A 25683-nucleotide genomic window follows, 5' to 3' on the forward strand; every position below is an offset into this window, starting at 1 on the left:
CTCAGACTGCTGCTTTCTCAGGCTGGCGCTTTCCGGCCAGCTCAGCGATGCCGAACAAAAAGGATGGCTGCGCCCCTAACTGGCGCACTGCCTGGGGCTTCACCTGGGCCGGCTGGTTCGACAACCGCCATGGCGAGTGGTGGCTGCTGGCCCAGTTGGGCCTAATCACGGCGCACCTGCTGCCCCCCTGGCCGGCCCCGGGAGCCTTTGGCTATGCCTGGCCCCTGCCGCTGGCCCTCGGCGGAGCTGTTCTCTTCTTGGTGGGCCTAACCCTGGCGGCCCAGGCATTCTTGGGGCTCGGAGCCAGCCTTACGCCCCTGCCCGATCCGATCCCGGGCGCCCCTCTGGTGATCAGCGGTGCCTATGGCCGCTGCCGCCATCCCCTCTATCAAGCGGTGCTGTTGTGCTCGCTGGGGGTGGCCATGGCCCTGGGCAGCCTTTTGCATCTGGGCTTGTTGCTGGGTCTGGCGGCCGTGCTGGGTGGCAAGGCGCGCCGGGAGGAGCGGGCCCTGGCGGCGGTTCACCCCAGCTATCTGGATTACCGCCGCCGCACGCCGGCCATTATTCCCCACCTTCCCTGGCTCGACTGGCGAGTGCTGTGAACAACCCCCAGCCGGCGGCGATCAGGCCGAGGCTGCTGGCCCAGTCGGGGCCAAGGGCCCAGCTCAGGGCGAGGTCCGCCAGCACCCCGATGGTGAGGGCTAGCAGCAGGCTGCTGATCACCAGCACCACCTGCTGGACCGCCTCCGGCAGGGAGCCTGCCGCTAGCACTTCCTCCAGGCGGGCAAGGGGGACGCTCAAGGGCAGATAGAGCGCCAGGGCCCAGAGGGCGATCCCCGGCAGGAAGGGGATCCAGTCCGGGCTGGTGAGGGGCAATGGTGCGCTGCGGATCTCCCTAGCATCAACCACCCTGGCGACCTGCGTGGTGGCTCCTGTGTCGAATCCGCAGCCCTGGAGCTACGCCGGCCATCCTGTCTATGCCGTGACGGCGGCACCTGCCCAGCCCGAGGGCCCGGCGATCCTGCTGGTGCATGGCTTTGGCGCCTCCACCGACCATTGGCGCCACAACATCCCAGTGTTGGCCGAGCGCCATGAGGTGCACGCCATCGACCTACTGGGCTTTGGCCGCAGCGCCAAGCCGGCTGAGCTCAGCTACGGCGGAGCGCTCTGGCGCGACCAACTTTGCGCCTATGTGGCTGAACAGATCGGCCGGCCCACGGTGCTGGTGGGCAATTCCCTGGGGGGCTTTGCCGCCCTGGCAGCTGGGGCAGCCCTGGCGGAGCAGTCGGCCGGGGTGGTGCTGCTGAATGCGGCGGGCCCCTTCAGCGACGAGAAGGCACCGCCCAAGGGCTGGGGGGCGATTGCCCGCCAAACAATTGGTGGGGCCCTGCTGAAAAGCCCGGTGCTGCAAAGGCTGCTATTTGAAAACCTGCGCCGCCCCGCCACGATTCGCCGCACCCTCAACCAGGTTTATATCGACAAAACCAACGTCGACGATGCCCTGGTGGAGGCAATTCGCCTGCCATCACTCGATCCGGGCGCCTTTGGCGTGTTCCGCACCGTGTTTGATATTCCCCAGGGCCAGCCCCTCGATGAATTGTTTGCCGAGCTGCGCTCGCCCCTGTTGTTGCTTTGGGGGATCCGTGACCCCTGGATCAATGCGGTGGGCCGGCGTTCGGTATTCCAGCGCCATGCGCCCGAGGGCACCAAGGAGGTGGTGCTGGAGGCGGGCCACTGCCCCCACGATGAGGTGCCAGAGCAGGTCAATGCCGCCCTGCTCGACTGGCTGGCGGGGCTTCCTGGCCTGCCTAGGGCAGTGGCTGAACCCCAGGCAGGCGGCCCCGGGCCAGCTGTTGCTTTGGATCGAACTGGCGCTTGATCGCTTCGACCATGGGCCGCGCCGGGGTATCCAGCCAGGCTGGAATCCTGCTGGTGGGCGGTTGCTTAAGCACGTTGAGGTAACCCCCCAGCTCCGTGCAGAGCCGCCGCAGGGCCTCCACCCGGTAGGCCGGCATGGCCGTAGCCGAATGCTTGTCGCACCAGGCATAACCCAGGCCACTGCCTGCCCCCAGCACCAGCGAAAACCCCTCCAGGCTCGGGGATGCCAGCAGGGCGCGGGCCTCGCTGGATCGCAGCCCCAGCCGCAACAGCCAACCGGCCCCGGCACTAGCCCCTCGCGCCTCTTCTCCGCGCCCTTCAACCCCACGCCCATCAGCCTCCAGCTCGGCCAGGGTTTCCGCCCCCAGGGGGGTGCTCGCCAGACCCATCGCGGCTGTTTTCTCCTGCAGGCAAAGCAGTTGTTCGTTGAGGGTTTGGCGGCTAATGCTGGCCAGGCTCACCACCAGGCCCAGGGGGCCAGGGGCGGGCCGCCACCAATCAATTCGCTCCGGGCTCAGGCTGGAGTTGAGCAGCCAGCGGCCCAGTTCGGCCAGGGGAGTTAGGTCGCCCCGGATCCAAAGGCCCAGGCGCCCGGGCGGAATCGGCAGGGTGCGCAGGTTCAGTTCGGTAATCAGGCCCAGCGACCCCCAGCTGCCGGCCAGCAGCCGCATCAGGTCGTAGCCGGCCACGTTTTTGACCACCTTGCCGCCGGCCTTGGCCTCGACCCCATCGGCGCGGATCAGGCTGATGCCGATTAGTTGGTCGCGGATGCCCAGGTAGCGCTGGCGATAGCCCCCCGCCAGACCCCGGGCCACCAGGCCGCCGATGCTGCCACTGGATGCGCCGGTTGTTTTGGTGAGATCACTTGGCCCGCTGCCCCAGGGCATATCTATGGCCAACCATTGCCGGTGCTGGGCCAGGGCCGCCTGCACCTCCAGCAGTGGTGTGCCGGCCCGCACCCGCACGGTGAAATCGCCGGGGCTGTGCTCGATCACCCCATTGAGCTCCCTGCAGCTCAGCACCAACTCCATCGGGCTTGGGGGTCCCCAGTCGAGGCGGCTACCCAGGCCAGATGGCAGCCAGGGGGTGCCCTGCTGATGCAGCGTGCGCACCAGCTCCTGTAGTTCCCTGGGCTGAGGGGTCATCACGGCACGATGGTGCCATGGCCGCCCCCATCAAGATTGTCGTCATAGACGACGACCCCACCGGCTCCCAGACGGTGCACAGTTGCCCCCTGCTGCTGCGCTGGGATGCCGCCAGCCTGCGCCGGGGTTTGGCCCATCCTTCGCCCTTGCTGTTTTTGCTGGCCAATACCCGGTCCCTCGATCCAGGCGATGCCCGCCAGAGGATCCGGGAAATTTGCCGCGCCCTGAAGCCGGAGTTGGCGGCTGGATTGGCCAACGGAACCTTTGAACGCTGCTGGATCGTCAGCCGCGGTGATTCGACCCTGCGGGGCCATTTCCCCCTGGAGGCCGAGGTGTTGGCCGAGGAATTAGCAGCCGAACTGGGGCCCTTCGATGCCAGCTTTCTGGCCCCGGCCTTTTTGCCCGGTGGCCGCACCACGGCGGGAGGGGTTCACTATCTGCACGGCCAACCGGTGCACAGCAGCGCCTTCGCCCAGGACCGGCTGTTTGGCTACGGCACCAGCTTCCTGCCGGATTGGATCAGGGAAAAAACCGGCGGACGGGCGGGCCCGGTTCAGTTGCTTAGCAGCCAACTGCTGGAGGGTCCAAAGGACAGCCTGATCAGCCACCTGGCCGGGCTGGCAGGTAACCCCTGGGTGGTGCTGGATGCGGAGCGGCCGCAGCACCTGGAGGCCTTTGGAGCTGCAGTGCGCGAGCTCACGGCTCCAACTGCAGCAGAGCGTTGGGGCCGGCCGCGGCGGTTCCTCTACCAAGCGGCCGCCAGCCTGATCAACGGCCTGCTGGAGCTGCCGGAGCAGCCACTCGATGCCAGGGGTTTGGCGGCCCTGCGCCGCCGGGATTTAGGGGGCAATTTCCTGCCGGGGTTGGTGGTGGTGGGCTCCCATGTGCCCCTGGCCGATGCCCAGCTGGAGCACCTGCTGGCCAGTGGCAGTAGCTCTGGGGGCAGTAGCTGTGGTGGAGTGGAAATCAATGTGGCCAAGCTGGCCCGGGTGCTGGCTGGCCCGGCAGCTGGCGAGCTGTTGGCCTCCCTAGAGCGCAGTTGGCTTGAAAAATTGGAGGCTGTTATTGCAAATGGCCTAACCCCGGTGCTGTTTAGCTCCCGGGGGGAAGTGGTTTGCGCTAATGCCTTCGAGCGCCGCAAATTGGGTATGGAGCTGGCCGCCCTGATGGCCCGCCTGGTGGCGGCCCTGGCGCCTGGGCTTGGCTACCTGATCAGCAAGGGGGGCATCACCACCCAGGTCCTGCTCGCCGATGGGCTGGGCTTGGCCGCGGTGGAATTGCAGGGCCAGCTATTGCCCGGTTTGTCGCTGGTGCTCAGCCCGCCGGAGGCGGCCGTGCCCCTGCTGCCGGTGCTCACCTTCCCCGGCAACCTCGGCACCGCCGAGACCCTCAGCCAGGCCTGGCAATTGCTGGAGGGGGCTGAGCTCTAGCCCAGCGACTCAGGCCGTTCGCCCCGGAAACTGCGATCGAGCAGTTGGATTGGATGCTCTACCGCAATCGGCTCGGGCGAGGCCTCCATGGCCCGGCGGATTTGGAGGGTGCAGCCGATATTGGCGCTTACCGCCAGGGAGGCACCGGTGGCGCAGAGATCGGCGGCCTTAAGCCGGCCCAGTTCGCTGGCCTCATCGGGTTGCACCAGGTTGTAGATGCCGGCGCTGCCGCAGCAAACCCCCGCGTCGCTGGCCTCCTTCAGCCGCACGTGGGGAATCTGGGCCAACAGCTGGCGGGGCTCATCGCGGATGCCCTGGCCGTGCAGCATGTGGCAGGCATCGTGATAGGCCAGCTCCAGGGGGTCTGCGGCACTGGCGGGGCGGCCATCGCCATGGCTCAGGGGGCTGAGGCCAGCCACAAATGATTCGCTGAGGCCCACGCCATGCAGGAAGGCCTGGATGTCGTGCACGGGCGCCGAGAAGCTGCTGCCCACTAGTTGGTCGTAGGCCTTGAGGGTGTGGCCGCAGCCGGAGGCCGCCACCAAAACCGCATCGAGGGGCTCGGGGCCAGCGGCCTTACCTGGGCCTACCACCGCTTCGAAGCTGGCGATCAGGGCCTTGGCCAGGCCGCGGGTTTGCTGCTCTTCGCCCTGGTGGTGGGTAATGGCGCCGCAGCAGCCCTGGTTTGGCGGAATCACCACCTCAATGCCGTTGGCGCTCAACACTCTCAGGGCGGCCCCATTCACCCCCGGCTCAAACAGCCGTTGCACGCAGCCGAGCACCAGGCCCACCCGGTAGCGGCGTGGGCCCTGGGCCGGGGTGACAAGGGCGAGGCCGTCGTTGAAGCTCTCGTTGCTTAGGGCCGGCAGCAACTGCTCGAGGGCGGCCAGCTGGGGGGGCGCCAGCTTGAGCAGGCCACTGCGGCGCACCAGGCCCTGCAGGGGTGAGCCCGCATAGTGGCGCCAGCTGGTCAGCACCGCCCGCAGCCGCGCCGGGTAGGGCAGCAGGGAAAAGAGCAGTTGGCGGAAAAGATTTTGGGCGGGGCTGCGCAGCCCGGGGGCGTTGAGCTTGGGGCGGGTGGCCTCCAGCAGGCTGTCGTAGCGCACCCCGGATGGACAGGCGCTGACGCAGGCAAAGCAGCCCAGGCAACTGTCGAAATGGCCGGCAACGGTGGCATCGAGGGCCAATTCCCCGGCTTCGATCGCCTTGAGGGCATGGATCCGGCCCCGGGGCGAATCCATCTCTGTGCCCAGCACCTGGTAGCTGGCACAGCTGGGCAGGCAAAAGCCGCAATGCACGCAGGGATCGGTGCTGCTGATCGGTGCTGGGGTGGCAGCTGGCATTTATTCAGTTTGGCCCCAGCCGCAACTCACCTGCTCGAGGTGGTTTCGTGGATCTATTCTCAATTTCTTGAAAAACTTTTCCAGAGCCTCCAAAGCGCATGACCCCAAGTCCAGCAATTGGAGCTGTTATTGGCGAAATTACTGGAAAAGTAGCCCTGATCACGGGCATCACGGGGCAAGACGGCAGCTATCTGGCCGAGCTGCTGCTGGAGAAGGGCTACCAGGTGCACGGCATTAAACGGCGAGCCTCTTCGTTCAACACCACCCGGATTGATCACCTCTACCAGGATCCCCATGAAACGGGGTCTTCAGGCGAGGCACCGCGCCTAACCCTCCACTACGGAGACCTCACCGACAGCACCAACCTGATCCGGATCATCCAGCAGGTCCAGCCCGACGAGATCTACAACCTGGGGGCCCAGAGCCATGTGGCCGTGAGCTTTGAGGCGCCCGAATACACCGCCAATTCCGACGCCCTCGGCACCCTGCGCATCCTCGAGGCGGTGCGGATGTTGGGGCTGAGTGCCAAAACCAGGATCTACCAGGCCAGCACCTCTGAGCTCTACGGCCTGGTGCAGGAGATCCCCCAGAAGGAGAGCACTCCCTTTTATCCCCGCAGCCCCTATGGGGTGGCAAAGCTCTACGCCTACTGGATCACGGTGAACTACCGCGAGGCCTATGGGATGTATGCCTGCAACGGCATTTTGTTTAACCACGAATCACCGCGGCGCGGTGAAACCTTCGTGACCCGCAAGATCACCCGCGGCCTGGCTCGGATTGATGCGGATCTGGAGCAGTGCCTATTCATGGGCAACCTCGATTCCCTGCGCGATTGGGGCCATGCCCGCGACTACGTGGAGATGCAGTGGCGGATGCTGCAGCAAGAGGGCCCCCCGGAAGATTTCGTGATTGCCACCGGCCGCCAGGAATCGGTGCGCCGTTTCATTGAGCTGGCCGCTGCTGAATTGGGCTGGGGCTCTGGCAATGGCAGTTCTGGGCGTGCGATCCAGTGGGAAGGCGAAGGAATTAATGAGGTGGGCCGCCGCGCCGACACCGGCGCAGTTGTGGTGAAGATCGATCCCCGTTACTTCCGGCCTGCGGAGGTGGAAACCCTGCTAGGAGATCCCAGCAAGGCCCAGGCAAAGCTGGGCTGGACCCCAACCACCACGCTCGAGGAGTTGGTGGCGGAAATGGTGGCAGCCGATAAGGAAGAAGCGGCGAAGGAGGCCACCCTGCGGCGTGAGGGCTTTGTGGTGGTGGGCTCGATGGAAAATCCGCCGGCTAGGCCTGCTGCGAATCCTGCGGCTGTTGGTCCAGGCTGATGACGGAAGACATCCGCTGGCAGCAGCGCTTTAGCAACTACAACAAAGCGCTGATTCAGCTGGAAACCTTTGCGGAGCCCCCCGCCCTAAATGAAAGGGAACAGCAGGGTCTGATCAAAGCATTTGAATACACTTTTGAGCTGGCTTGGAACACCCTTAGGGATCTTTTGCGGAACCAGGGTGATAGCTCATTGTTGGGTTCTCGCGACACCCTCCGTGAGGCTTTTCGCCTGGGTCTGATCGATGAAGGCCAGACCTGGATGTTGATGATTCAGGACCGCAATCTCACCAGCCACACCTACAACCGCGCTACGGCTGATGCAATTGGCGGGCAAATATTGGCCCAGTATCTGCCCCGCTTTCGGCAGCTGCGGGCCAGGCTGAATCAGCGCCTATTGGAGAAATCGCAGTGAGCTCCATACCCGGTGTGCCCGAATCAGCCCAGCGGCAGCTGGTGCAGCTGTTTGCCATGCAGCCCCAAGCAGAAGCTGTGTGGCTGTTCGGCTCAAGGGCAATGGAGAGTCAGCAGCCCGGATCAGACCTTGATCTTTGCCTGGAAGGTTCCCAGCTGAGCCACCCAGACCGCCTGCGCCTAATGGCGAAAATTGATGATCTGCTGTTGCCCTGGAGGGTGGATCTGGTGCTGCGCCATGAGCTACCAGCCGACCTGGAGGCCCATGTGCAAAGGGTTGGCCGCTGCATCTGGCGGCGGTCATGACCAACTCACTTGGCTTGCTTTTGCCAGCAGACCGCATTTTTGTGGCGGGCCACCGAGGCATGGCAGGCAGTGCGATCTGTCGGGCCCTGCAGCGCGCTGGCCATGGCGACCCGGCCCAGGGTGGTGCCCTGCTCACGGCCCCCCGCAGCGAGCTGGATTTGTTGGATCCGGCGGCGGTCGAGGCCTGGTTTGCCAGCAATCGGCCCACTGTGGTGGTGCTCGCAGCCGCGAAGGTGGGTGGCATTCAGGCCAATGCCAGCTATCCGGCCGATTTCTTGCTGGACAACCTCAAGATCCAAACCCATGTGATCGAGGGCGCTTGGCGGGCGGGCGTGAGACGGCTGCTGTTTTTAGGCAGTAGCTGCATCTATCCCAAATTTGCCGAGCAACCGATCAAGGAGGAGGCCCTGCTCACGGCCGCCCTGGAGCCCAGCAACGAGTGGTATGCGATCGCCAAGATTGCGGGGATCAAGTTATGCCAGGCCCTGAGACAGCAGCACGGTTTTGATGCAATCAGCTTGATGCCCACCAATCTCTATGGGCCGGGCGACAACTATCACCCCACCAACAGCCATGTGCTGCCGGCGTTGATACGACGCTTCCACGAGGCCGCCCAACTGCCCGATCATGGAGCTGGCAATTCAGTGACGTGTTGGGGGAGTGGCACGCCGTTGCGGGAATTCCTGCATGTGGATGATCTGGGCGAGGCCTGCGTGTTTGCCCTGGAGCACTGGGATCCGGACGCGCCCAACGCCCCCCGGGCTGCCAACGCTGAGCCCCTGACATTCCTAAATGTGGGCACGGGCGTGGATCTGAGCATCCGCGATCTAGCTGCAGCAGTGGCCGCAGCCACGGGCTATCGCGGCAGCATCGAATGGGATGCCACCAAGCCCGATGGCACGCCCAAAAAGCAACTTGATGTCAGCTGCCTGGCGGCCCTGGGCTGGCAGGCCCAAATTCCGCTGCCCGTAGGCCTCAACAGCACGGTCTCCGATTTCCGCCAGCAGCTCGATCAGCAACTGGTCCGCCTCTGACCAATATCTAAAGGGAGTGTCCAGGGTCGCCTGGCCTGAGCGGCCCCAACCGCAGCACTCACTTATGGAAATGACTCACTACCGCCTGGGCAAAGCCTGAGCAACTCACCGGTTCCACCCTTGGCTCCATCAGGCGGGCCAGGTCGTAGGTGACCTCCCCGGCGGCGATGGCGGCGCTTAGCCCAGCGGTGATCAGGTCTGCAGCCTCCTGCCAGCCCATGAATTCGAGCATCATCACGCCCGAAAGGATCACCGAACCCGGGTTGATGCGGTCGAGGCCAGCGTGCTTGGGGGCGGTGCCGTGGGTGGCTTCAAAGATGGCGGCGTTGTCGCCAATGTTGGCGCCGGGCGCCATGCCCAGGCCTCCCACCACCGCAGCTGCCGCATCGGAGATGTAGTCGCCGTTGAGGTTGAGGGTGGCCAGGATCGAATAGTCCTGGGGGCGGGTTTGGATCTGCTGGAAGATGCTGTCGGCTATGCGATCGTCGACCAACACCATCGACTTCCACTTGCCGTAGCCATGGCTTTCGCCAATGCTGTCGATCACCGCTTTCACTTCGGCGCAGATCGCCTCCTTCTTCTCTGGTGTTAGGGATTCGTAGCCCGGTTCGATCAGGCGGGCGTTGTCTTCCGTATTGAGCGAGTGGTCGCGCTCGAGGTTGTCGAGGATCCAGCTCTCCCGCTCGGTCACGCAGACATCGCGAAATTCGCTGGTGGCCAGTTCATAGCCCCAGTCGCGGAAGCCCCCCTCCGTGAACTTCATGATGTTGCCCTTGTGCACCAGGGTCACGTGGCGCTTGTTGCCCTCAAGCCGCAGGGCGTGCTCGATCGCCTTGCGGATGTGCCGCTGGCTGCCGTGCTTGCTCACGGGCTTGATGCCGATGGCTGCACCGGCGGGGATCTGGCGCTGGCCGAGCTTGCCGTTGGCTGGAATCACCACATTGTTGAGGTGCTCTATCAACTCGAGGCAGACCGGATCAGTGGCTTCCCACTCAATCCCCATGTAAATGTCTTCGGTGTTTTCCCGGTAGACGATTACGTCTAGGTCCTGGGGCCGCTTGTGGGGGCTGGGGGTGCCGGCGTAGTAGCGGCAGGGCCGCACGCAGCAATAGAGGTCAAAGATCTGGCGCAGGGCCACGTTTAGGGAGCGGATGCCGCCGCCGATTGGCGTGGTTAGGGGACCCTTGATCGCCAGGCCGTAGGTGCGGATCGCCTCGAGGGTGTCTTCCGGTAGGTATTGATAGGTGCCGTAGAGGTCGCAGGCCTCATCGCCGGCATAGACCTTGAACCATTCGATCCGCCGCTCGCCGCCATAGGCCTGGGCCACGGCCGCATCCAGCACCAGCTGGGTGGCGGGCCAAATATCTACGCCGGTGCCATCGCCGCGGATGAAGGGAATGATCGGATCGTTTGGCACCACCGGCTGGCCGTTTTCAAAACGAATGGCCGTGCCACTGCTGGGGGCGCTGAGCTTTTCGAAATCCACAGTGGCAATTGCTAGCTAATTCGAGCCTAGTTTCAACCGCCAGCCTTTGTAGCCCGTTAACCTTCGCAACCTTCATACCTAGCTGGCCTAGGACCCGCCTACTTTGTGGCCTCTGCTCCAGCAGCCCACCGATCCCATGTCTGTCGCCCTTGCCTCCCAGCTGCGAGAAGGCACCAAAAAGGCCCACACGATGGCGGAGAACACCGGCTTCGTGAGCTGTTTCCTCAAGGGCGTGGTCGATAAGGCCAGCTATCGCACCCTGGTGGCCGACCTCTACTTCGTTTACTCCGCCATGGAGGAGGAGTTCGCCAAGCTCAAGGACCACCCGGTGGTGGGTCCGGTGGGGTTTGTTGAGCTCAACCGCCGCGACAGCCTCGAGCAAGACCTCGCCTTCTATTTCGGAGCCGACTGGCGCACTGCGATCACAGCCACCCCCGGCGCCCAAAAATACGTCGCTCGCCTGCACCAGGTGGCGAAAGAAAGCCCCGAGCTTTTGGTGGGTCACCACTACACCCGCTACATCGGTGATCTCTCCGGCGGCCAGATCCTCAAGAATATTGCCCAGAAGGCGATGAACCTGGGTGAGCACGACGGCCTGCGCTTCTACGAATTCGATTCGATCCCCGACGAAAAGGGCTTTAAGGCCAACTACCGCACCGTGCTGGATGGCCTGCCGATTGACCAGGCCATGGCCGATCGCATCGTGGAAGAGGCCAATGGCGCCTTCCACCTCAACATGGTGATGTTCCAGGAACTAGAGGGCAACCTGATTGCCGCCATCGGCAAGGTGCTCTTTGGCTTCCTCACCCGCCGTCAGCGCTCCGGCAGCACTGAGGCCGTGCCCGCCTGAGTGCGACCCGTCCGTTTTTTGGTGCCAGGCACCACGGGCCGCTTCCGCTGCGGGGGGCTGCTGGTGGAGCTGCAAACGGCCAAGCTGGTGGGCCAGCTGGCGGCCACCGAGGTGGTCACCTACCGCCAAAGGGAACCGGGCCATCCCTTCCTGCCAGACCTGCTGCGCAAATCTTCCCCGGCTAGCCAGGCAGCAACAGAGCCCCTCTGGATTGTCAGCTGGGGTTTTGATGTGCCCCAACTCCTGCGCCAGCTGCGGGGCCGGCCCGTGGCCTACCACGCCCACAGCAGCGGCTACGGCTTTGACCTGCCGGCGGCGGTGCCGGTCCTGGCGGTGAGCCGCAACACCCTCGGCTACTGGGGAAACCGCAGCCCCCGCAGCCCCCTGCACCTGGTGCCCAATGCCCTCGAGCCCCAATGGCTGCAGCGGGGCAACCGTGTCAGCCCAGAACGCCGGCCCATTGATGTCCTGGTGCAATTACGTAAGTCGAGCCCCTACCTGCTCAAGAAGCTGGTGCCGGCCCTGCGGGCCCAGGGCCTCAGGGTGGAGGTTCAAAGCGGCTGGGTGGATGATCTGGTCGACCTTTTCAACAGCGCCGCCGTGGTGCTCTACGACTCCGCCGATTACTGGCGGGGCCGTGGGGTGAGTGAGGGGTTTGGCTTGCCGCCTTTAGAGGCGATGGCCTGCGGCTGTGTGGTGTTCAGCAGCCTCAACCACGCCCTAGCCGACAGCCTTGATCCCGGCCGGCTGGGGCACCAGATCGGTGCGGGAACCCTGCAGGCAGATCTTGAACGCATCATGGCGGCCGTGGCCGATCCATTGGCTTGGCAAGCCCAGCCAGCAGAGCTGGCAGCCCTGTTGGCTGGCTGCTCCGAAGCCGCCCTATTGGAGCGTTGGCAGGCGGCCCTCAGCCAGATCAATTCCCATTGGGACCGCATCGCCGCCGGTGAGCCGCCCCTGCGGAGTCCATCGATCTTCCGGCTCAGGCTGGGCCAGCTTTTGGCGCGGCTCCAGGCCAAATTCCCAGCGCAATTGCGGGCCCGGTTCGCCAAGCTGCTGCGATGAGCGCATTTCTAGCTGGCCTCAACGATGCCCAGCGACGGGCAGTTGATCACCACACCGGTCCCCTGCTGGTGGTGGCGGGCGCTGGCAGTGGCAAAACCCGCGCCCTAACCCACCGCATTGCCCACCTGATTGGCCACCACGGCGCCGATCCGGCCCATCTGTTGGCGGTCACCTTCACCAACAAGGCTGCCCGGGAGATGAAGGAGCGGCTCGAGCTGCTGCTGGCCCAAAAGCTGGCCCAGAGCCAGTTCGGCCAGCCCTGGAGCACCCTGCCCCTGGCGGAGCAACGCCAACTGCGCAGCCGCATCTACCGCGAGGTGATCAAGGACCTCTGGATCGGCACCTTCCACGCCCTGTTTGCCCGCCTGCTGCGCTTCGATATCGACAAATACCAGGACCCGGAGGGCCTGACCTGGACCCGCCAGTTCTCGATCTACGACGAGAACGACGTCCAGAGCCTGATCAAGGAGATCGTCACCAAGGAGCTGCAGCTCGATCCCAAGCGCTTTGAGCCCAAAAAGGTGCGTTGGGCAATCAGCAATACCAAAAACCAGGGGTGGCTGCCCGAGCAGCTGGAGGCCGATGCCGGCGGCGGCCAGCGGGGCAAGTTGATGGCTGAGACCTACCGCCGTTACCGGCGGGCCCTGGCCGCCAATAACGCTCTCGATTTTGACGACCTACTGCTGCTGCCGGTGCAGCTCCTGCGCCAAAACGAGCAGATCCGCAGCTACTGGCATCGGCGTTTTCGCCACGTGCTCGTGGATGAATACCAGGACACCAACCGCACCCAGTACGACCTGATCAAGCTGCTGGTCACCGATGGCAAGGACCCAGACACCTACAACGACTGGGAGGGCCGCTCCGTGTTTGTGGTGGGTGATGCCGACCAAAGCATCTACAGCTTCAGGGCCGCCGATTTCACGATCCTGATGGGCTTCCAGGACGACTTCGGCGACGGTGCCCCCGATCTGGCCACCAAAACGATGGTCAAGTTGGAGGAGAACTACCGCTCCACCGCCACGATCCTGGAGGCGGCCAATGCCCTGATCGCCCACAACTCCGAGCGGATCGACAAGGTGCTCCGCCCCACCCGCGGCGAAGGCGAATTGATTTCCCTGACCCGCTGCGACGACGAAATCGCCGAGGCAGAGGCGGTGGTGCACCGCATGCGCATGCTCGAGGCGGCCCACCCCGACCTCAACTGGGGTGACATGGCCACCCTCTACCGCACCAATGCCCAGTCGCGGGCCATGGAGGAGGCCCTGGTGCGCTGGGGGATCCCCTACGTGGTGGTGGGTGGCCTGCGCTTCTACGACCGGCGCGAAATCAAGGACGTACTGGCCTACCTCAAGTTGTTGGTCAATCCCTCCGACACCGTCAGCCTGCTGCGGGTGCTGAACGTGCCCAAGCGAGGTATTGGCAAAACCACAATCGAACGGCTCACCGATGCCTCCAACCAGCTGGGCATTCCCCTCTGGGATGTGGTCAGTGATGCGGAGGCGGTGCGCTCCCTGGGGGGCCGTTCAGCCAAGGGTCTGCTGCAGTTCCATGGGCTGATCAGTGATCTCCAGGCCCGCAGCCAGGACATCGCCCCCTCGGAGCTGGTGCAGCGGGTGATGGAGCAGAGCGGCTATGTGGCCGAGCTGATTGCCGATGGCACCGATGAGGCGGAAGATCGCCGCCGCAACCTCAACGAATTGGTCAACGCGGCGCTGCAATACCAGGAGGAAAACGAGGAGGGCTCCCTCGAGGATTTCCTGGCCTCGGCTGCCCTAGCCAGTGATGCCGACAGCAAGGACACCGAGCAAAACCGGGTCACGTTGATGACCCTCCATGCCAGCAAGGGCCTGGAATTTCCCGTGGTCTTTTTGGTGGGCCTGGAGCAGGGGCTGTTCCCCAGCTATCGCTCCCTGGAGGATCCCTCCGCCCTGGAGGAGGAGCGGCGCCTTTGTTATGTGGGCCTGACCCGCGCCAAGGAGCGCCTATTTCTCTCCCACGCCAGCGAGCGCCGGCTCTGGGGCGGCATGCGAGAGGCGGCCCTGCCCTCGGTGTTTTTGTCTGAATTGCCCACGGAGCTGATCCAGGGCGACATCCCCCGCAGCGGCGGCGCCGCAATTCGGCGCGACCAGCGTATGGAGCGGCTCACCCGGGTGGATCGGGAGGAATCCCAGCAGGTGGCGGCTGGCGGCGAGGCAGGAGCGCCGGCCAATGCGGTGCGGCGGCGCTCGGCCGGTCCGGTCGCCGGCAAGGCCTGGGCAGTGGGTGATCGCCTGCGCCACAGCGCCTTTGGCGAAGGCCATGTCACCCACCTGTTTGGCAGCGGCGAAAAGATCTCGATTGCAGTGAAGTTCTCGGGCATGGGCCCCAAAATCCTCGATCCGCGCCTGGCACCGATTGAGCCACTCCAGTGAAGGAGATGCCGGGGGTGCCGCCGGATTTAATCGGCCTGCTGACCGAGGCAGCAGCAGGGATGCACTTGGCCCTGGTGGGTGGGGCGGTGCGAGATCTGCTGCTGCACCGGCTGCACAACGACCCCTGGCGGGGGCTGCCGGATCTGGATCTGGTGGTGGAGGGTTCGGCCCCTGAGCTGGTGCGCCAGTTGGCCTCCAGCTTGGCCGCTGGGGCCGGCGTCCTGAAGGCTTCCAGGGAGCATGGGGCCTACGGCACCGTGGAGCTGGAGCTGGAAGTGGCCGGCCAGCTGCTGCTCTTGGATGTGGCCACGGCCCGCCGGGAGATCTATCCCCAATTGGCGGAAAATCCCCAGGTGAGCTTCGGGTGCCTGGCCGACGATCTGGCCCGCCGCGATTTCACGATCAATGCCATCGCCCTGGATCTGACCAGCTCAGCCCTGCTGGATCCCCATGGCGGCCAGGCGGATTTGCAGGCCCGGCAGTTGCGCTTTTTGCATGGCGGCAGCCTCGCCGATGACCCCACCCGGCTGGTTCGGGCCGCCCGCTATGGGGCCCGTCTTGGTTTTGAGCTGGCTCCAGAGAGCCTGCAGCAGGTGCAAGCCACCCTGAAGGCCTGGCCCTGGCAGTGGCGGCTGGGGGATCGGCCCGACCAGGCACCGCCGGCCCTGGCCACCCGCCTGCGGATGGAGTTGGAGCTGCTGCTTGAGCGCGAACCCTGGCTCAAGGCCCTGGAGCTTTTGCAGGGCTGGGGCGGCATGGCGCTGCTCGATCCCCAGTTGCAGGCCGACCGTTTTTGGCGGCTGCGCCTGAATTGGGCCCAGAGGGCCGGATTGCCATTGCTGGTGGCCCTGGTGGCCTGCGCCCAGCAGCCCCTGGCCCTGGCCGAGCGGCTGCAATTGCCCCACCGCCAGCACAGGTTGTTGACTGCGGCCCAAGCCCTGCTGCAGCGGCTTGGGGCCCTAGAAAACCCTGCCGCCCTCTCGGTGCCCCAGTGGTGCGAGCTGCTGGAGGCACCTGGCTGCCCAGCGGAAGCGGTGGCCCTGCTGCTGGTCAGCACGGCCGGCCGCAGACCCCGCTGGCGCCGCCCCCTGCTGCGCTGGTGGTTGCGCTGGCGCCAGCTGCAGGCCCCGATCAGTGCCCACCAATTGATCGCTGAAGGAATCCAGCCGGGCCCCGAATTGGGGGCCCGGCTGCGCCAGGCCCGGGCGACGCTCCTGCAAAGTGAGCGCAGCTAATGGGAGCACTCCTGCAACCATGACTTCCCCCAGGGCCGTGGTGGCGGTGCCGGCGCGGCTGGAATCCTCGAGGCTGCCCGGCAAGGTGATGGCCGATATCGGTGGTAAGCCGATGTTGCGCCATGTGCTCGAGCGCTGCGCCCTGGCCAAGGGGGTGGCGGCCGTAATTGCTTGCACCGATAGCGAGCTGGTGCAGCGCCACGCCCAAGACTGGGGCTTTGACGCCCTGCTGACTCCGGCCAGCTGCGCTTCAGGAAGTGAACGGCTGGCCTCGGTGCTGGCAGAGCTAGTGGCCGCCGCTGGCGGCGAGCCAGAAGACACCCTGGTGATCAATGTGCAGGGCGACCAGCCCCTGCTGGATCCCACGATCATCGAAACCATGGTCGAGCAGTTCGCAGCTCGCCATAAACCCCAGGTTTTGACGCCGGTCTATGCCCTGGGGCCAGACAAACTCCACGACCCCAATGTGGTGAAGGTGCTGCGGGCCGCCGATGGCCGGGCCATTACCTTTTCGCGCAGCGCCCTGCCCCATGTGCGGGATGTGCCGCCGGAGCTGTGGCACCAGCACTGCCCCTACTGGGGCCATGTGGGCATGTATGGCTACCGCGCCGACGTGCTGGCGGGCTGGAACCAGCTGCCGATCTCGCAGCTTGAGGGCCTCGAAAAGCTGGAGCAGTTGCGCCTGGTGGAGGCGGGCATCCCCTTGCATACCTTTGTGGTGGACGGGGATTGCTTCTCAGTCGACACCCAGGACCAACTGGAGCTGGCCCGGCGACTGGCCTAGGGCTTGGGCAGGGCTGGCCTGGCCTGGTTAAACGTTTTTATCGCGCCAGCCGGAGCGGTTGAGCTCCTGCCACTGGCCCCGGCGCTCCAATAGCTGTTCGGCGAGTTCGCGAACTGCCCCATGGCCGCCGCGGCTTTTCAGCACCCAGTCGGCCCTTCTCCGCAGACCCCGCGCCCCATCGGCTGGACACACCAGCAACCCCGTGGCCGGCCTGACGGTCAGGTCGTTGAGGTCGTCGCCGATGAAGGCCGTCGCCTCAACCGGCAGCTGCAGTTGGTGCTGCAGATCCTCCAATGCGGCCAACTTGTCGCCGACCCCCACCAGGCAATGGCGAATGTCGAGGTGGGCGGCGCGCTGTTCGATCGCCCCACTGCGGCCGCCGCTGAGGAAGGCCACCTCCACCCCAGCCCGCTGCAGCATCCGAATCGCCAGGCCATCGCGCACGTTGAAACGCTTCACCACCCGGCCCGCTTCGTCGTAGTGGAGGCCGCCATCGGTGAGCACCCCATCCACATCACAGACCAACAGCTCGATGGCACGGAAGCGGGAAGCAAGCAGCAGGTGGCGAATCACAAACAGAGATCCTTGGCAGGCAGGGAGCTGGATTTAAAGAATTGAAGGGGCCAACCCCTGAGCCACCACCTCGCGGATCGCCAGCAGTTGGCGCAGCAGGGGCTTGAGGCGATGCAACGGCACCATGTTGGGGCCATCGCTGAGGGCCTCCTCCGGGTTGGGATGGACCTCCAAAAACAGCCCATCGACCCCCACGGCCATGGCAGCTCGGGCCAGGGGCGCCACAAATTCCCGTTGACCTCCTGAGCTGCTGCCCCGCCCGCCCGGTTGCTGCACCGCATGGGTGGCATCGAAAATCACCGGGCAGCCGAGGGCCTGGAGCTGGGGCAGGCTGCGGTAATCCACCACCAGGGTGTTGTAGCCAAAGCTGTTGCCCCGCTCGGTCAGCCAGAGCCGGCCGCTAGCTGGATCCAGCCCCAACTCCTTGAACTTGGCCACCACCTGGGCCATGTCCCAGGGGGCCAGGAATTGGCCCTTTTTCACATTCACCACCTTGCTGGTGCCGGCAACGGCCCTGGCGGCGGCCTCGAGCAGGTCGGTTTGGCGGCAGAGGAAGGCGGGTATCTGCAACACATCCACCACCTCAGCCACGGCAGCGGCCTGGTGGCTTTCGTGGATGTCGGTGAGCACTTTTAGCCCCAGGCTGCTCTTCACCTCCTGCAGGATCGCCAGGCCGCCATCAACCCCCGGTCCACGGAAGGAGGCGCCGGAGCTGCGGTTGGCCTTATCGAAACTGGCCTTAAACACGTAGGTGATGCCCAGCTCCTGGCAGATCGCCTGCACCTGCTCGGCCACTGACAGCACCAGCTCCCGGCTTTCGATCACGCACGGACCGGCGATCAAGGTGAGGGGCTTGGCGGCCATCAGCTCTGGTTGGAGGTGAACCCAGCCTGCACCAGATCGTGGAGGCGCAACAGTCCCAGCAGTTTCTCGCTGTTTTGGGGATCAACCACGGGCAGCACGGAAATGGCCTGGCGGGGATTGCGCTCCATCAACTCCAGGGCCTCTGCCGCCAGGGCCCCAGGTGTGGTGGTGATTGGTGCGACGGTGGCCATCTCCAGGGCGGTGATCCCGGCCCATTCCTGGGGTCCGTGGCGCTGGAGGGTGCGGCGCAGGTCGCCATCGGTGATCAGGCCGCCCAACTGGCCTCGATCCCTTGAGCCATGCACCCAGGCGGCACCGAGGCTTCCCCGAGCTGGGCTGCCCTCGGTGAGCTTGGCGATCACCTCCGGCAGGCGGGCCTGGGGGTTGAGCGGACTGAGTTCGGCGGCTGGCACCATCAAATCGGCCACGGTCAGGGTCAGTTGGCGGCCCAGGGCACCAGCCGGGTGGTTGATGGCGAAATCCTCTGGGGAGATGCCGCAGCGCTCCATCCAGACCGCCGCCAGGGCATCGCCGATCGCCATCGCCACGGCTGTGCTGGCCGTGGGGGCGAGATTCAGGGGGCAGACCTCCCTGTCCACAGAGCCGTCGAGGGCCACATCACAACCTGCCGCCAGGCTGGAGTTGAGCCGGCCCACCAGGGCAATGCGGCCGGTGCCGCGCCGCTTCAGGTGGGGAAGGATTGCCAGCAGTTCTTCCGTTTCGCCGCTGTTGGAGAGCAGCAGGGCCACGTCGTCGGCAGCCACGATGCCCAGGTCGCCATGGAGGGCGTCGGTGGGATTTAAAAACACCGCCGTTAGGCCGATCGAGCAAAAGGTGGCAGCAATTTTGCGGGCCACGATGCCGCTTTTGCCCACCCCAGTCACCACCAACTTGCCCCGGCGCTCCCGGCAGTTGTTCAACAGGCTGAGGGCTGCTTCCACCTGGTCACTGTCCAGGCGCTGGGCCGCCGCCGCAATCGCCGCCGCCTCCTCCTCCAAACAGCGGGTCAGGGCAGACAAGTGAAATGGCCGTGGATGGGGGCGATTCTCCCACCAGGCTGCCTAGGGCGGGCTTTTCACGCCACGCTGCCAATGCGGGCAGCGCTAGCAAAGCCGAGGGCTCTGAGGTTGGCTACCACGGCCCCGCTTTGCTCTTTGGGAACCGCAGCCAGCAGGGGGCCGCAGGTTTGGGGATCGATCAACAGACCGCTTAGGCCGTTAGGGCAGGGCTCAAGCTCGACCCGGCCAGCCAACAGGGAAAGGGCAGCCCCATTGGCGGGGGCCAGGCTGCTGGCGTAGCCGGCTTGGAGCAGGGCCAGGGCCCCAGGTAGGGCCAGGGCCGCCAAGGCATCCCTATCAAGAACCACCTTGAGCCCAACAGGACTGGCGGCAAGCATCTCGCCCAGGTGACCGAGCAGGCCAAAGCCGGTGACATCCGTGCAGGCCTTGCACCTTCCTGCCGCCAGCACAGCCACGCATTGAGCCTGGTTTTGCTGCATCACCTCCAGGGCCCGGTCGATGGCCTGGGGCGGACAGAGGCGGCTGGGGGCATGGGCCATCTGGGCGGAAAACAGCACCCCCGTGCCAATCGCCTTGGTCAGGATCAGGGTGTCGCCGCTACGGAGGGGCCCCTTACCCCAGGCTTCAGCGGCTGATCCATTCACGCTGAGCACCAGGCTCAGGCCGCTGCCATCGCGGCCCTCGAGGGTGTGGCCGCCGATCAGCCCAGCGCGCATCGGCTCGAGCACCGATAAGATGCCGGCCAGGGTTTGGCTGAGCAGCTCTGCCTGCAGATGCGGCCCAGCCTCCGGCAGGGTCACGACCGCTTGCCCGCTATCCACCCTGGCTCCGCAGGCCCAGAGATCGCTGCAGGCGTGCAGGGTGGTGAGGCGGGCATTCAGCCAGGGGTCGGCCACCAGCGCCGGGAAGCCATCCACGCTTTGCAGCAACAGCTCTCCACCGGCCCCAGTGCCAACCAGGGCGGCGTCCTCAGGGGGGCCCTTGAGGCCTGAGCGCTGCAGGGCCGCTTGGAGCGGTGCGGCGGGCAACTTGGCGGCGCAGCCCCGGCAGGCCATGGCTGGTTGATTACCAGGCTGGGTAGCCGGCTGGTTGGCACCTTGCCTCATGGCTTGGAGGTCTTCAAAGCCGGCCATGAAGCGCCGGTCGATGGCCTCCTTCCAGCGCCAGAGCAGCCGGCTGGGCCCGAAAGCAAAAGGTCCCCAGAGGGCAAGGGCCCGCGGTCTTCCCGTGATGGAGCCCCCATCTCCGACTAGCTGCAGAACCTGCCTTTGGGGCCTCCAGGACTGCAGTGGTTTGCGCTTTGGCTCCGCCAGCAGCTGGTTTTTCAGGCTTCGCTCCAGGTTGGCGGCCAGCACCGGCGCAGCCCGCACGGCCCAGACGCCCGAGGCTGGCCTGGGGTGGCTGGCGATTACGCCGCAATCACCGCTGGCGAATAGGCCGCCATGGCCCAGCACCTGCAGGCTGGTTTCCGTGAGTACCCGCCCTGAGCCGTCGGTGGGCAGGCCCGATTCAACCAGCCAAGCGGGGGCCTGGCTGCCGGTGCAGAGCAGGTTTTGATCGGCGCTGCCATTTGCGGCCAGATCAGGGCAGGCCGCGTCAGCTGGCCCTGGAACCGTGAGGGGAATGGCGGCTTGTTGGAGTAGCTGACGGCCGCGGCGGTTGGCAGCCTTTGAGCCCAGCCTGAATTGGTGGCCATTCAGGTTTATTTGGCTGGCAAATCCCCGGGCCTTAAGGGCTAGGGCCAGCTCCACTGCCGCCAGTCCGCCTCCCTGGAGGGTGACCCCGGGGGCTCTTACTGCTTTGCTGGCCGCAGGACTGGCCGGTGAGGGCTGCTGCTGCTGGCACCAGGCCAGGAAGGGCTCCAGGGGCTTGATCGCCATCCCCGTGGCGGCTTTGCTGATCCGGGTTTCGCAGCCCACATCGAGGCTCAGTTGGCCATAGACCATCGGCAAGCGCCCCTCTAGATGCAATTGCTGCGCCTGTAAATCCAGCCCGGTGATCTCGGCCTGCACAAAGCCCACCCCCGCCAGTTGGCAGAGCCGCCGCAGGTCGATGGCGCACTCATCGCGCCGATAAAACCCTGCCACCAGGCCCGGCACCATCCCCGAATAGAGGGCAGTGCTGTGGCGACTCACCAGGGTGATCAATGCCGGCGGTTTTGCCCATCGACCCCTGCCTGTCGCCGCCATCGCCCACATCCGCAGCACCAGCACATGGCTGTGGCCACCCCCGGCCAAAACCAGGTGCTCTTGGGGGAGCTGGCTGGACTGGTGCTGCATTGATACGCCCGAGGCATTTATCAACTGACCACTCTTGCTACCTTCAACAAAGGGTTGGATTCATGGGTTTACTTTCCGTAGCCCTTGGGATTGCCGCTTTGCCAGGCCCAGCCGTCGCGGCACATGTCCTGGAGGGTGCGGCTTGTACGCCAGCCCAGGCGCCCATGGGCTAGGGAGGCATCGGCCACGGTGGCGGCCGCATCGCCGGCCCGGCGCGGCACGATTTCGTAGGGCACTGGCTGGCCACTGGCGGCCCCAAAGGCAGACACCACCTCCAGCACCGAATGGCCCTGGCCGCTGCCCAGATTCAAGGTGAGCAGTTGGGGTGGCTCGGCCAGCAGCACATCCAGGGCAGCGCGGTGTCCTTCCGCCAGATCCATTACGTGGATGTAATCGCGCACGCCGCTGCCATCGGCGGTGGGCCAGTCGCCACCAAAGACCTGCAGTTGCTTGCGCCGACCGATGGCCACCTGGCTCACAAAGGGGAAAAGGTTGTTGGGCGTGCCATTGGGGTCTTCACCGATGCGCCCGCTGGGATGGGCGCCCACCGGGTTGAAGTACCTCAAGCGGGCGATGCGCCAGGGGGTTTGGCTTTGGAGCCTGGCCCCGTATAAATCCGCCAGCAGCTGCTCCACTGCAGCCTTGCTGTGGCCATAGGGGTTGATTGGCTGGATTGGCGCCGTTTCAGCGATCGGCACCACCTCGGGGTAGCCGTAGAGGGTGGCGCTACTGCTGAAAACCAGGTTGCGGCAGCCGTGGGCCTCCATCGCCGCCAGCAGACTGCGGGAGCCCGCCAGGTTCACATCCCAGTAGCGCAGGGGGTGGGCCACCGATTCCCCCACGGCCTTGAGTCCGGCGAAGTGGATCACCGCCTCGATGCCGGTGCTGCCGGGAGTTGCGCCAAAGGCCCGATTTAGGTCCGCCTCGCTGCGGATATCGCCCTCAATGACCCGCAAACGCTCGCTTTCGAAGCCCAATTCGGCCAGCTCCAGCACCCGTATGAGGCTCTCTGGGGAACTGTTGGCGAAGTTGTCGAGCACCACCAGGCTGTGGCCGGCCTCCAGCAGCACCAGGCAGGTGTGGCTGCCGATGAAGCCGGCGCCACCGGTGATTAGGAGATGGGCCATGGGCGAGGGAAAACCGCTTGGCAATAGTCTCTCCTGCAGAAGTTTTGGTGGGATTAGTTGTTGGGCAGCATCCGGACCATTTGTTGCATCGGAGCGGGCTACGTGGGCGGCCCCACGATGGCCGTAATCGCCGATCGCTGCCCCCATATCCAGGTGCAGGTGGTGGATCTCAACGCCGAGCGCATTGCCGCCTGGAACGATCCCGATCTAGCCAAGTTGCCGATCTATGAGCCCGGCCTGGATGCGGTGGTGGGCCGTTGTCGGGGCCGCAACCTGCATTTCTCCACCGAGGTGGATGCGGCGATCGCCGCCGCCGACATGGTGTTCCTTTCGGTTAACACCCCCACCAAAACCAAGGGTTTGGGGGCCGGCCAGGCCAGCGACCTCAAGTGGGTGGAGGCCTCCGCCCGCCAGGTGGCAGCCCATGCCCAGGGCCACACGGTGGTGGTGGAGAAAAGCACCCTGCCCGTGCGCACGGCCGCGGCGGTTAAGGCAATCCTCGATGCGGGCCCAGAAGGTAAAAGTTTTTCGGTGCTCTCCAATCCGGAGTTTTTGGCCGAAGGCACCGCCATGGCCGATCTCGATGCCCCCGACCGGGTGTTGATCGGTGGCGATGACCCCGCCGCCATTGAGGCCTTGGCCGCCATCTATGGCCATTGGGTGGCGCCCGAAAAGATCCTGCGCACCAATCTCTGGAGTTCGGAGCTCTCCAAGCTCACCGCCAATGCCTTCTTGGCCCAGCGGATCAGCTCGATCAACGGCATTGCCGCCTTCTGTGAGGCCACGGGCGCCGATGTGTCGGAGGTGGCCAGGGCAATAGGCGCAGACAGCCGCATTGGCCCCAAGTTTTTGCAGGCTGGCCCTGGTTTTGGTGGCAGCTGCTTCCAAAAAGACATCCTCAATTTGGTTTATCTGTGCCGGCACTACGGCCTTGAGGAGGTGGCGGCCTACTGGGAGCAGGTGGTGGCGCTGAACATTTGGCAGCAGCAGCGGATTGCCCGCTTGGTGGTCAACAAGCTTTTTGGCACCGTCAGCGGCAAGCGTCTGGCGGTGTTGGGCTTTGCCTTTAAGGCCGACACCAATGACACCCGGGAATCGCCTGCGATTCGCATTTGCCGAGACCTGCTCGAGGAGGGGGCCCGTCTGGCGATCGTCGATCCGAAGGTGAAGCCCGAGCAAATCGCCAGGGATCTGGGCCAGGCCCCCGCCGATTGCGACGGGGGTTGGCAGATGGTGGATTCGGCTTTGGAGGCCGCAGCGGGGGCAGATGCTGTTTTGCTGCTCACCGATTGGGCGGAGTTTGGCTCTCTCGATTGGAAGGCGATCGCTTCGGTGATGCGCCAACCCGCCTGGTTGTTTGATGCCCGGGCAAAGGCTGATGCGGCTGGTGCCAAGGCGGCGGGCCTAAACGTTTGGACCGTGGGGGAGGGTTAAATTGATGCTTGATGTCACAACATCAGATGCGCACCACCTTGACCCTTGATGACGACGTGCTAGCTGCGGCAAGGGTTTTGGCCAGGCAGCAGGGGAGATCCGTGGGCTGCGTGTTGAGCGCCCTGGTCCGCCAAGGTTTGCAGAAACCGGTCTATTCAGTCCAGTCCAGCCGCAACGGTTTGCCGCTGTTGCCGATTCGCCCCGACGGCCAACCTGTGGACCTGCAGCTGGTCAACAGGCTGCGCGATGAGCTGCCGTGAGCGCTGGGGTCCTATTGGATGTGAATGTGTTGATTGCCCTGCTTGATCCGTTGCATGTGCATCACGAGCCGGCCCATCGGTGGTTCGCCAAGCGAGACGATCTGGCCTGGGCCAGCTGCGCGTTGACCCAAAACGCTGTTTTACGGATCCTGGGGCATCCCCGTTACCCCAATTCACCGGGAGCTCCAGCGGCGGTAGCCCCCGTTCTCCAGCAGTTGATTCACCACCCCAGTCACCAGTTTTGGGCCGATTCCCTCAGCCTGCTCACGGCGCCAGAGGTGGAGGCCCAGGCCCTGCTCGATCCCGCCCAGATCAGCGACACCTACCTGCTGGCTATGGCCGTTCGCCAGCAGGGCCGCTTGGCCAGCTTTGATCGGCGCTTGGTGACTACTGCCGTGGCTGGAGGCTCAGAAGCCTTGGAGCTCATACCTGTTTGATGCCAACCCTGTTGACCTAACGCCATGCCTGCCTCCCTTACCCGCAACCTGATCACCGGCGGTGCCGGCTTTGTGGGCTCGCACCTGGTGGATCGGCTGATGGAAGCCGGTGAGGAGGTGATCTGCCTCGACAACTACTTCACCGGCCGCAAGGAAAACATTGCCCAGTGGATCGGCCACCCCCGCTTTGAGCTGATCCGCCACGACGTGACTGAGCCGATCAAGCTTGAGGTCGACCGGATTTGGCACCTGGCCTGCCCGGCTTCGCCGGTGCACTACCAGTTCAATCCGATCAAAACGGCCAAAACCAGCTTCCTTGGCACCTACAACATGTTGGGCCTGGCCCGGCGGGTGGGGGCCCGGCTATTGCTTGCCAGCACCAGTGAGGTGTATGGCGATCCGGAGGTGCATCCCCAGCCCGAGAGCTACCGGGGCTGCGTTAACACCATCGGCATCCGCAGCTGCTACGACGAGGGCAAGCGCATCGCCGAAACCCTTTGCTTTGATTACCGGCGCATGCACGGCACCGAGATCCGGGTGGCGCGGATCTTCAATACCTACGGGCCCAGGATGCTGCCCGACGACGGCCGGGTGGTTAGCAACTTCATCGTGCAGGCGTTGAGCGGCGAACCCCTCACCCTCTACGGAGACGGCAGCCAAACCCGCAGTTTTTGCTATGTGGATGATCTGGTGGAGGGCCTGATCCGCTTGATGAATGGCGAGCACACCGGCCCAATCAACATCGGTAATCCAGCTGAATTCACAATCAAGCAATTGGCTGAGCTGGTGCGTGATCGCATCAACCCCCAGCTGCCTTTGATCACTAAGCCCCTACCCGCCGATGATCCCCTGCAGCGCCAACCGGTAATCGATCTGGCCCAACGGGAGCTGGGCTGGCAGCCCACGGTGCCGCTGGAGCAGGGTCTTGAGCCCACGATGGCCTATTTCCGTGGGTTGCTTTCAGCATGAGCGGCTTGTTCCCAAGACGT

General features: G+C 64.9%; 25 protein-coding genes. 16 read left to right on the plus strand and 9 right to left on the minus strand.

Translation table 11 applies throughout. The features are described 5' to 3' along the window. The first annotated feature begins 47 nt into the window (after nucleotides 1-47). Nucleotides 48-602, plus strand: a complete 555-nt coding sequence (locus tag KBY49_RS09220; RefSeq protein WP_254934485.1) for an isoprenylcysteine carboxylmethyltransferase family protein — start codon at nucleotides 48-50, stop codon at nucleotides 600-602. Here the strand turns inward: KBY49_RS09220 and KBY49_RS09225 are convergent. Next, a complete protein-coding gene (locus tag KBY49_RS09225) occupies nucleotides 562-909 on the minus strand; it encodes a hypothetical protein (protein ID WP_396099729.1) in 348 nt (115 codons plus the stop codon). The two genes, KBY49_RS09220 and KBY49_RS09225, sit on opposite strands and share 41 nt — an antisense overlap. Before the next feature lie 25 nt (nucleotides 910-934). Here KBY49_RS09225 and KBY49_RS09230 point away from each other — a divergent pair, with 25 nt between their 5' ends. Continuing rightward, entirely contained in the window at nucleotides 935-1879 is a 945-nt protein-coding gene (locus KBY49_RS09230) for an alpha/beta fold hydrolase (RefSeq protein ID WP_254934486.1), read from the plus strand. On the opposite strand, the gene KBY49_RS09235 is transcribed toward KBY49_RS09230, so the two are convergent. Next, nucleotides 1809-3023, minus strand: coding sequence for an FAD-binding oxidoreductase (locus KBY49_RS09235; protein WP_254934487.1), 1215 nt, complete (start codon nucleotides 3021-3023; stop codon nucleotides 1809-1811). The two genes, KBY49_RS09230 and KBY49_RS09235, sit on opposite strands and share 71 nt — an antisense overlap. Nucleotides 3024-3040: 17 nt before the next feature. Here KBY49_RS09235 and KBY49_RS09240 point away from each other — a divergent pair, with 17 nt between their 5' ends. Further along, nucleotides 3041-4453, plus strand: coding sequence for a four-carbon acid sugar kinase family protein (locus KBY49_RS09240; protein ID WP_254934488.1), 1413 nt, complete (start codon nucleotides 3041-3043; stop codon nucleotides 4451-4453). Here the strand turns inward: KBY49_RS09240 and KBY49_RS09245 are convergent. Continuing rightward, nucleotides 4450-5796, minus strand: coding sequence for a (Fe-S)-binding protein (locus KBY49_RS09245; RefSeq protein WP_254934489.1), 1347 nt, complete (start codon nucleotides 5794-5796; stop codon nucleotides 4450-4452). The two genes, KBY49_RS09240 and KBY49_RS09245, sit on opposite strands and share 4 nt — an antisense overlap. 98 nt (nucleotides 5797-5894) lie before the next feature. On the opposite strand from KBY49_RS09245, the gene gmd reads away from it, so the two are divergent. Genes gmd through KBY49_RS09265 form a run of 4 tightly spaced genes read left to right on the plus strand, consistent with a single transcriptional unit; the run spans nucleotide 5895 to nucleotide 8870 of the window. After that, nucleotides 5895-7118: a GDP-mannose 4,6-dehydratase gene (gene gmd, locus KBY49_RS09250; RefSeq protein ID WP_254934490.1), complete on the plus strand. Its 1224-nt coding sequence runs from the start codon at nucleotides 5895-5897 to the stop codon at nucleotides 7116-7118. Further along, complete coding sequence (locus tag KBY49_RS09255; RefSeq protein WP_254934491.1) at nucleotides 7118-7531, plus strand: nucleotidyltransferase substrate binding protein; 414 nt, start codon at nucleotides 7118-7120, stop codon at nucleotides 7529-7531. Before gmd ends, KBY49_RS09255 begins: the two co-directional genes overlap by 1 nt. Beyond that, complete coding sequence (locus tag KBY49_RS09260) at nucleotides 7528-7836, plus strand: nucleotidyltransferase domain-containing protein (RefSeq protein ID WP_254934492.1); 309 nt, start codon at nucleotides 7528-7530, stop codon at nucleotides 7834-7836. Before KBY49_RS09255 ends, KBY49_RS09260 begins: the two co-directional genes overlap by 4 nt. Further along, nucleotides 7833-8870, plus strand: coding sequence for a GDP-L-fucose synthase (locus KBY49_RS09265; protein WP_315857017.1), 1038 nt, complete (start codon nucleotides 7833-7835; stop codon nucleotides 8868-8870). Before KBY49_RS09260 ends, KBY49_RS09265 begins: the two co-directional genes overlap by 4 nt. A 58-nt stretch (nucleotides 8871-8928) precedes the next feature. Here KBY49_RS09265 and KBY49_RS09270 read toward each other — a convergent pair whose 3' ends face one another. After that, nucleotides 8929-10356, minus strand: a complete 1428-nt coding sequence (locus tag KBY49_RS09270; protein WP_254934493.1) for an NADP-dependent isocitrate dehydrogenase — start codon at nucleotides 10354-10356, stop codon at nucleotides 8929-8931. Nucleotides 10357-10492: 136 nt separating this feature from the next. On the opposite strand from KBY49_RS09270, the gene KBY49_RS09275 reads away from it, so the two are divergent. The 5 genes from KBY49_RS09275 to kdsB are packed head-to-tail and all read left to right on the plus strand — an operon-like array spanning nucleotide 10493 to nucleotide 16701. After that, nucleotides 10493-11206, plus strand: coding sequence for a heme oxygenase (biliverdin-producing) (locus tag KBY49_RS09275; protein WP_254934494.1), 714 nt, complete (start codon nucleotides 10493-10495; stop codon nucleotides 11204-11206). Continuing rightward, entirely contained in the window at nucleotides 11207-12271 is a 1065-nt protein-coding gene (locus KBY49_RS09280) for a glycosyltransferase (RefSeq protein ID WP_254934495.1), read from the plus strand. Continuing rightward, entirely contained in the window at nucleotides 12268-14682 is a 2415-nt protein-coding gene (locus tag KBY49_RS09285) for a UvrD-helicase domain-containing protein (protein ID WP_254934496.1), read from the plus strand. The genes KBY49_RS09280 and KBY49_RS09285 overlap by 4 nt, the downstream gene beginning before the upstream one ends. A gap of 5 nt (nucleotides 14683-14687) precedes the next feature. Continuing rightward, nucleotides 14688-15917: a CCA tRNA nucleotidyltransferase gene (locus KBY49_RS09290; RefSeq protein WP_254934653.1), complete on the plus strand. Its 1230-nt coding sequence runs from the start codon at nucleotides 14688-14690 to the stop codon at nucleotides 15915-15917. Nucleotides 15918-15936: 19 nt separating this feature from the next. Continuing rightward, complete coding sequence (gene kdsB, locus KBY49_RS09295; RefSeq protein ID WP_254934497.1) at nucleotides 15937-16701, plus strand: 3-deoxy-manno-octulosonate cytidylyltransferase; 765 nt, start codon at nucleotides 15937-15939, stop codon at nucleotides 16699-16701. A 27-nt stretch (nucleotides 16702-16728) separates the two neighbouring features. On the opposite strand, the gene KBY49_RS09300 is transcribed toward kdsB, so the two are convergent. The 5 genes from KBY49_RS09300 to galE form a co-directional block, all read right to left on the minus strand. Continuing rightward, nucleotides 16729-17271, minus strand: a complete 543-nt coding sequence (locus KBY49_RS09300) for a KdsC family phosphatase (protein WP_396099804.1) — start codon at nucleotides 17269-17271, stop codon at nucleotides 16729-16731. 36 nt (nucleotides 17272-17307) lie between these two features. Then, the gene (gene kdsA / locus KBY49_RS09305) at nucleotides 17308-18138 is read right to left on the minus strand and encodes a 3-deoxy-8-phosphooctulonate synthase (protein ID WP_254934498.1); all 831 of its coding nucleotides are present in this window, start codon (nucleotides 18136-18138) and stop codon (nucleotides 17308-17310) included. After that, the gene (locus KBY49_RS09310) at nucleotides 18138-19157 is read right to left on the minus strand and encodes an SIS domain-containing protein (RefSeq protein ID WP_254934499.1); all 1020 of its coding nucleotides are present in this window, start codon (nucleotides 19155-19157) and stop codon (nucleotides 18138-18140) included. Before KBY49_RS09310 ends, kdsA begins: the two co-directional genes overlap by 1 nt. Before the next feature lie 56 nt (nucleotides 19158-19213). Next, nucleotides 19214-21436: a selenide, water dikinase SelD gene (gene selD / locus KBY49_RS09315; protein WP_254934500.1), complete on the minus strand. Its 2223-nt coding sequence runs from the start codon at nucleotides 21434-21436 to the stop codon at nucleotides 19214-19216. 68 nt (nucleotides 21437-21504) lie between these two features. Then, a complete protein-coding gene (galE, locus tag KBY49_RS09320) occupies nucleotides 21505-22563 on the minus strand; it encodes a UDP-glucose 4-epimerase GalE (RefSeq protein ID WP_254934501.1) in 1059 nt (352 codons plus the stop codon). A gap of 117 nt (nucleotides 22564-22680) precedes the next feature. On the opposite strand from galE, the gene KBY49_RS09325 reads away from it, so the two are divergent. The 4 genes from KBY49_RS09325 to KBY49_RS09340 are packed head-to-tail and all read left to right on the plus strand — an operon-like array spanning nucleotide 22681 to nucleotide 25663. Next, nucleotides 22681-23997, plus strand: a complete 1317-nt coding sequence (locus KBY49_RS09325; RefSeq protein WP_396099806.1) for a nucleotide sugar dehydrogenase — start codon at nucleotides 22681-22683, stop codon at nucleotides 23995-23997. Between the two features lie 26 nt (nucleotides 23998-24023). Beyond that, nucleotides 24024-24257, plus strand: a complete 234-nt coding sequence (locus KBY49_RS09330) for a ribbon-helix-helix domain-containing protein (RefSeq protein WP_254934503.1) — start codon at nucleotides 24024-24026, stop codon at nucleotides 24255-24257. Then, on the plus strand, nucleotides 24254-24694 hold the full coding sequence (locus tag KBY49_RS09335) for a TA system VapC family ribonuclease toxin (RefSeq protein WP_254934504.1): 441 nt from the start codon (nucleotides 24254-24256) through the stop codon (nucleotides 24692-24694). The genes KBY49_RS09330 and KBY49_RS09335 overlap by 4 nt, the downstream gene beginning before the upstream one ends. A gap of 24 nt (nucleotides 24695-24718) precedes the next feature. Further along, nucleotides 24719-25663 (plus strand): UDP-glucuronic acid decarboxylase family protein, encoded by a 945-nt coding sequence (locus KBY49_RS09340; protein ID WP_254934505.1) that lies wholly within the window; start codon nucleotides 24719-24721, stop codon nucleotides 25661-25663. The last annotated feature ends 20 nt before the right edge of the window (nucleotides 25664-25683 follow it).

Origin of the sequence: Cyanobium sp. WAJ14-Wanaka (assembly GCF_024345375.1) — a bacterium.
Classification (GTDB): domain Bacteria; phylum Cyanobacteriota; class Cyanobacteriia; order PCC-6307; family Cyanobiaceae; genus Cyanobium_A.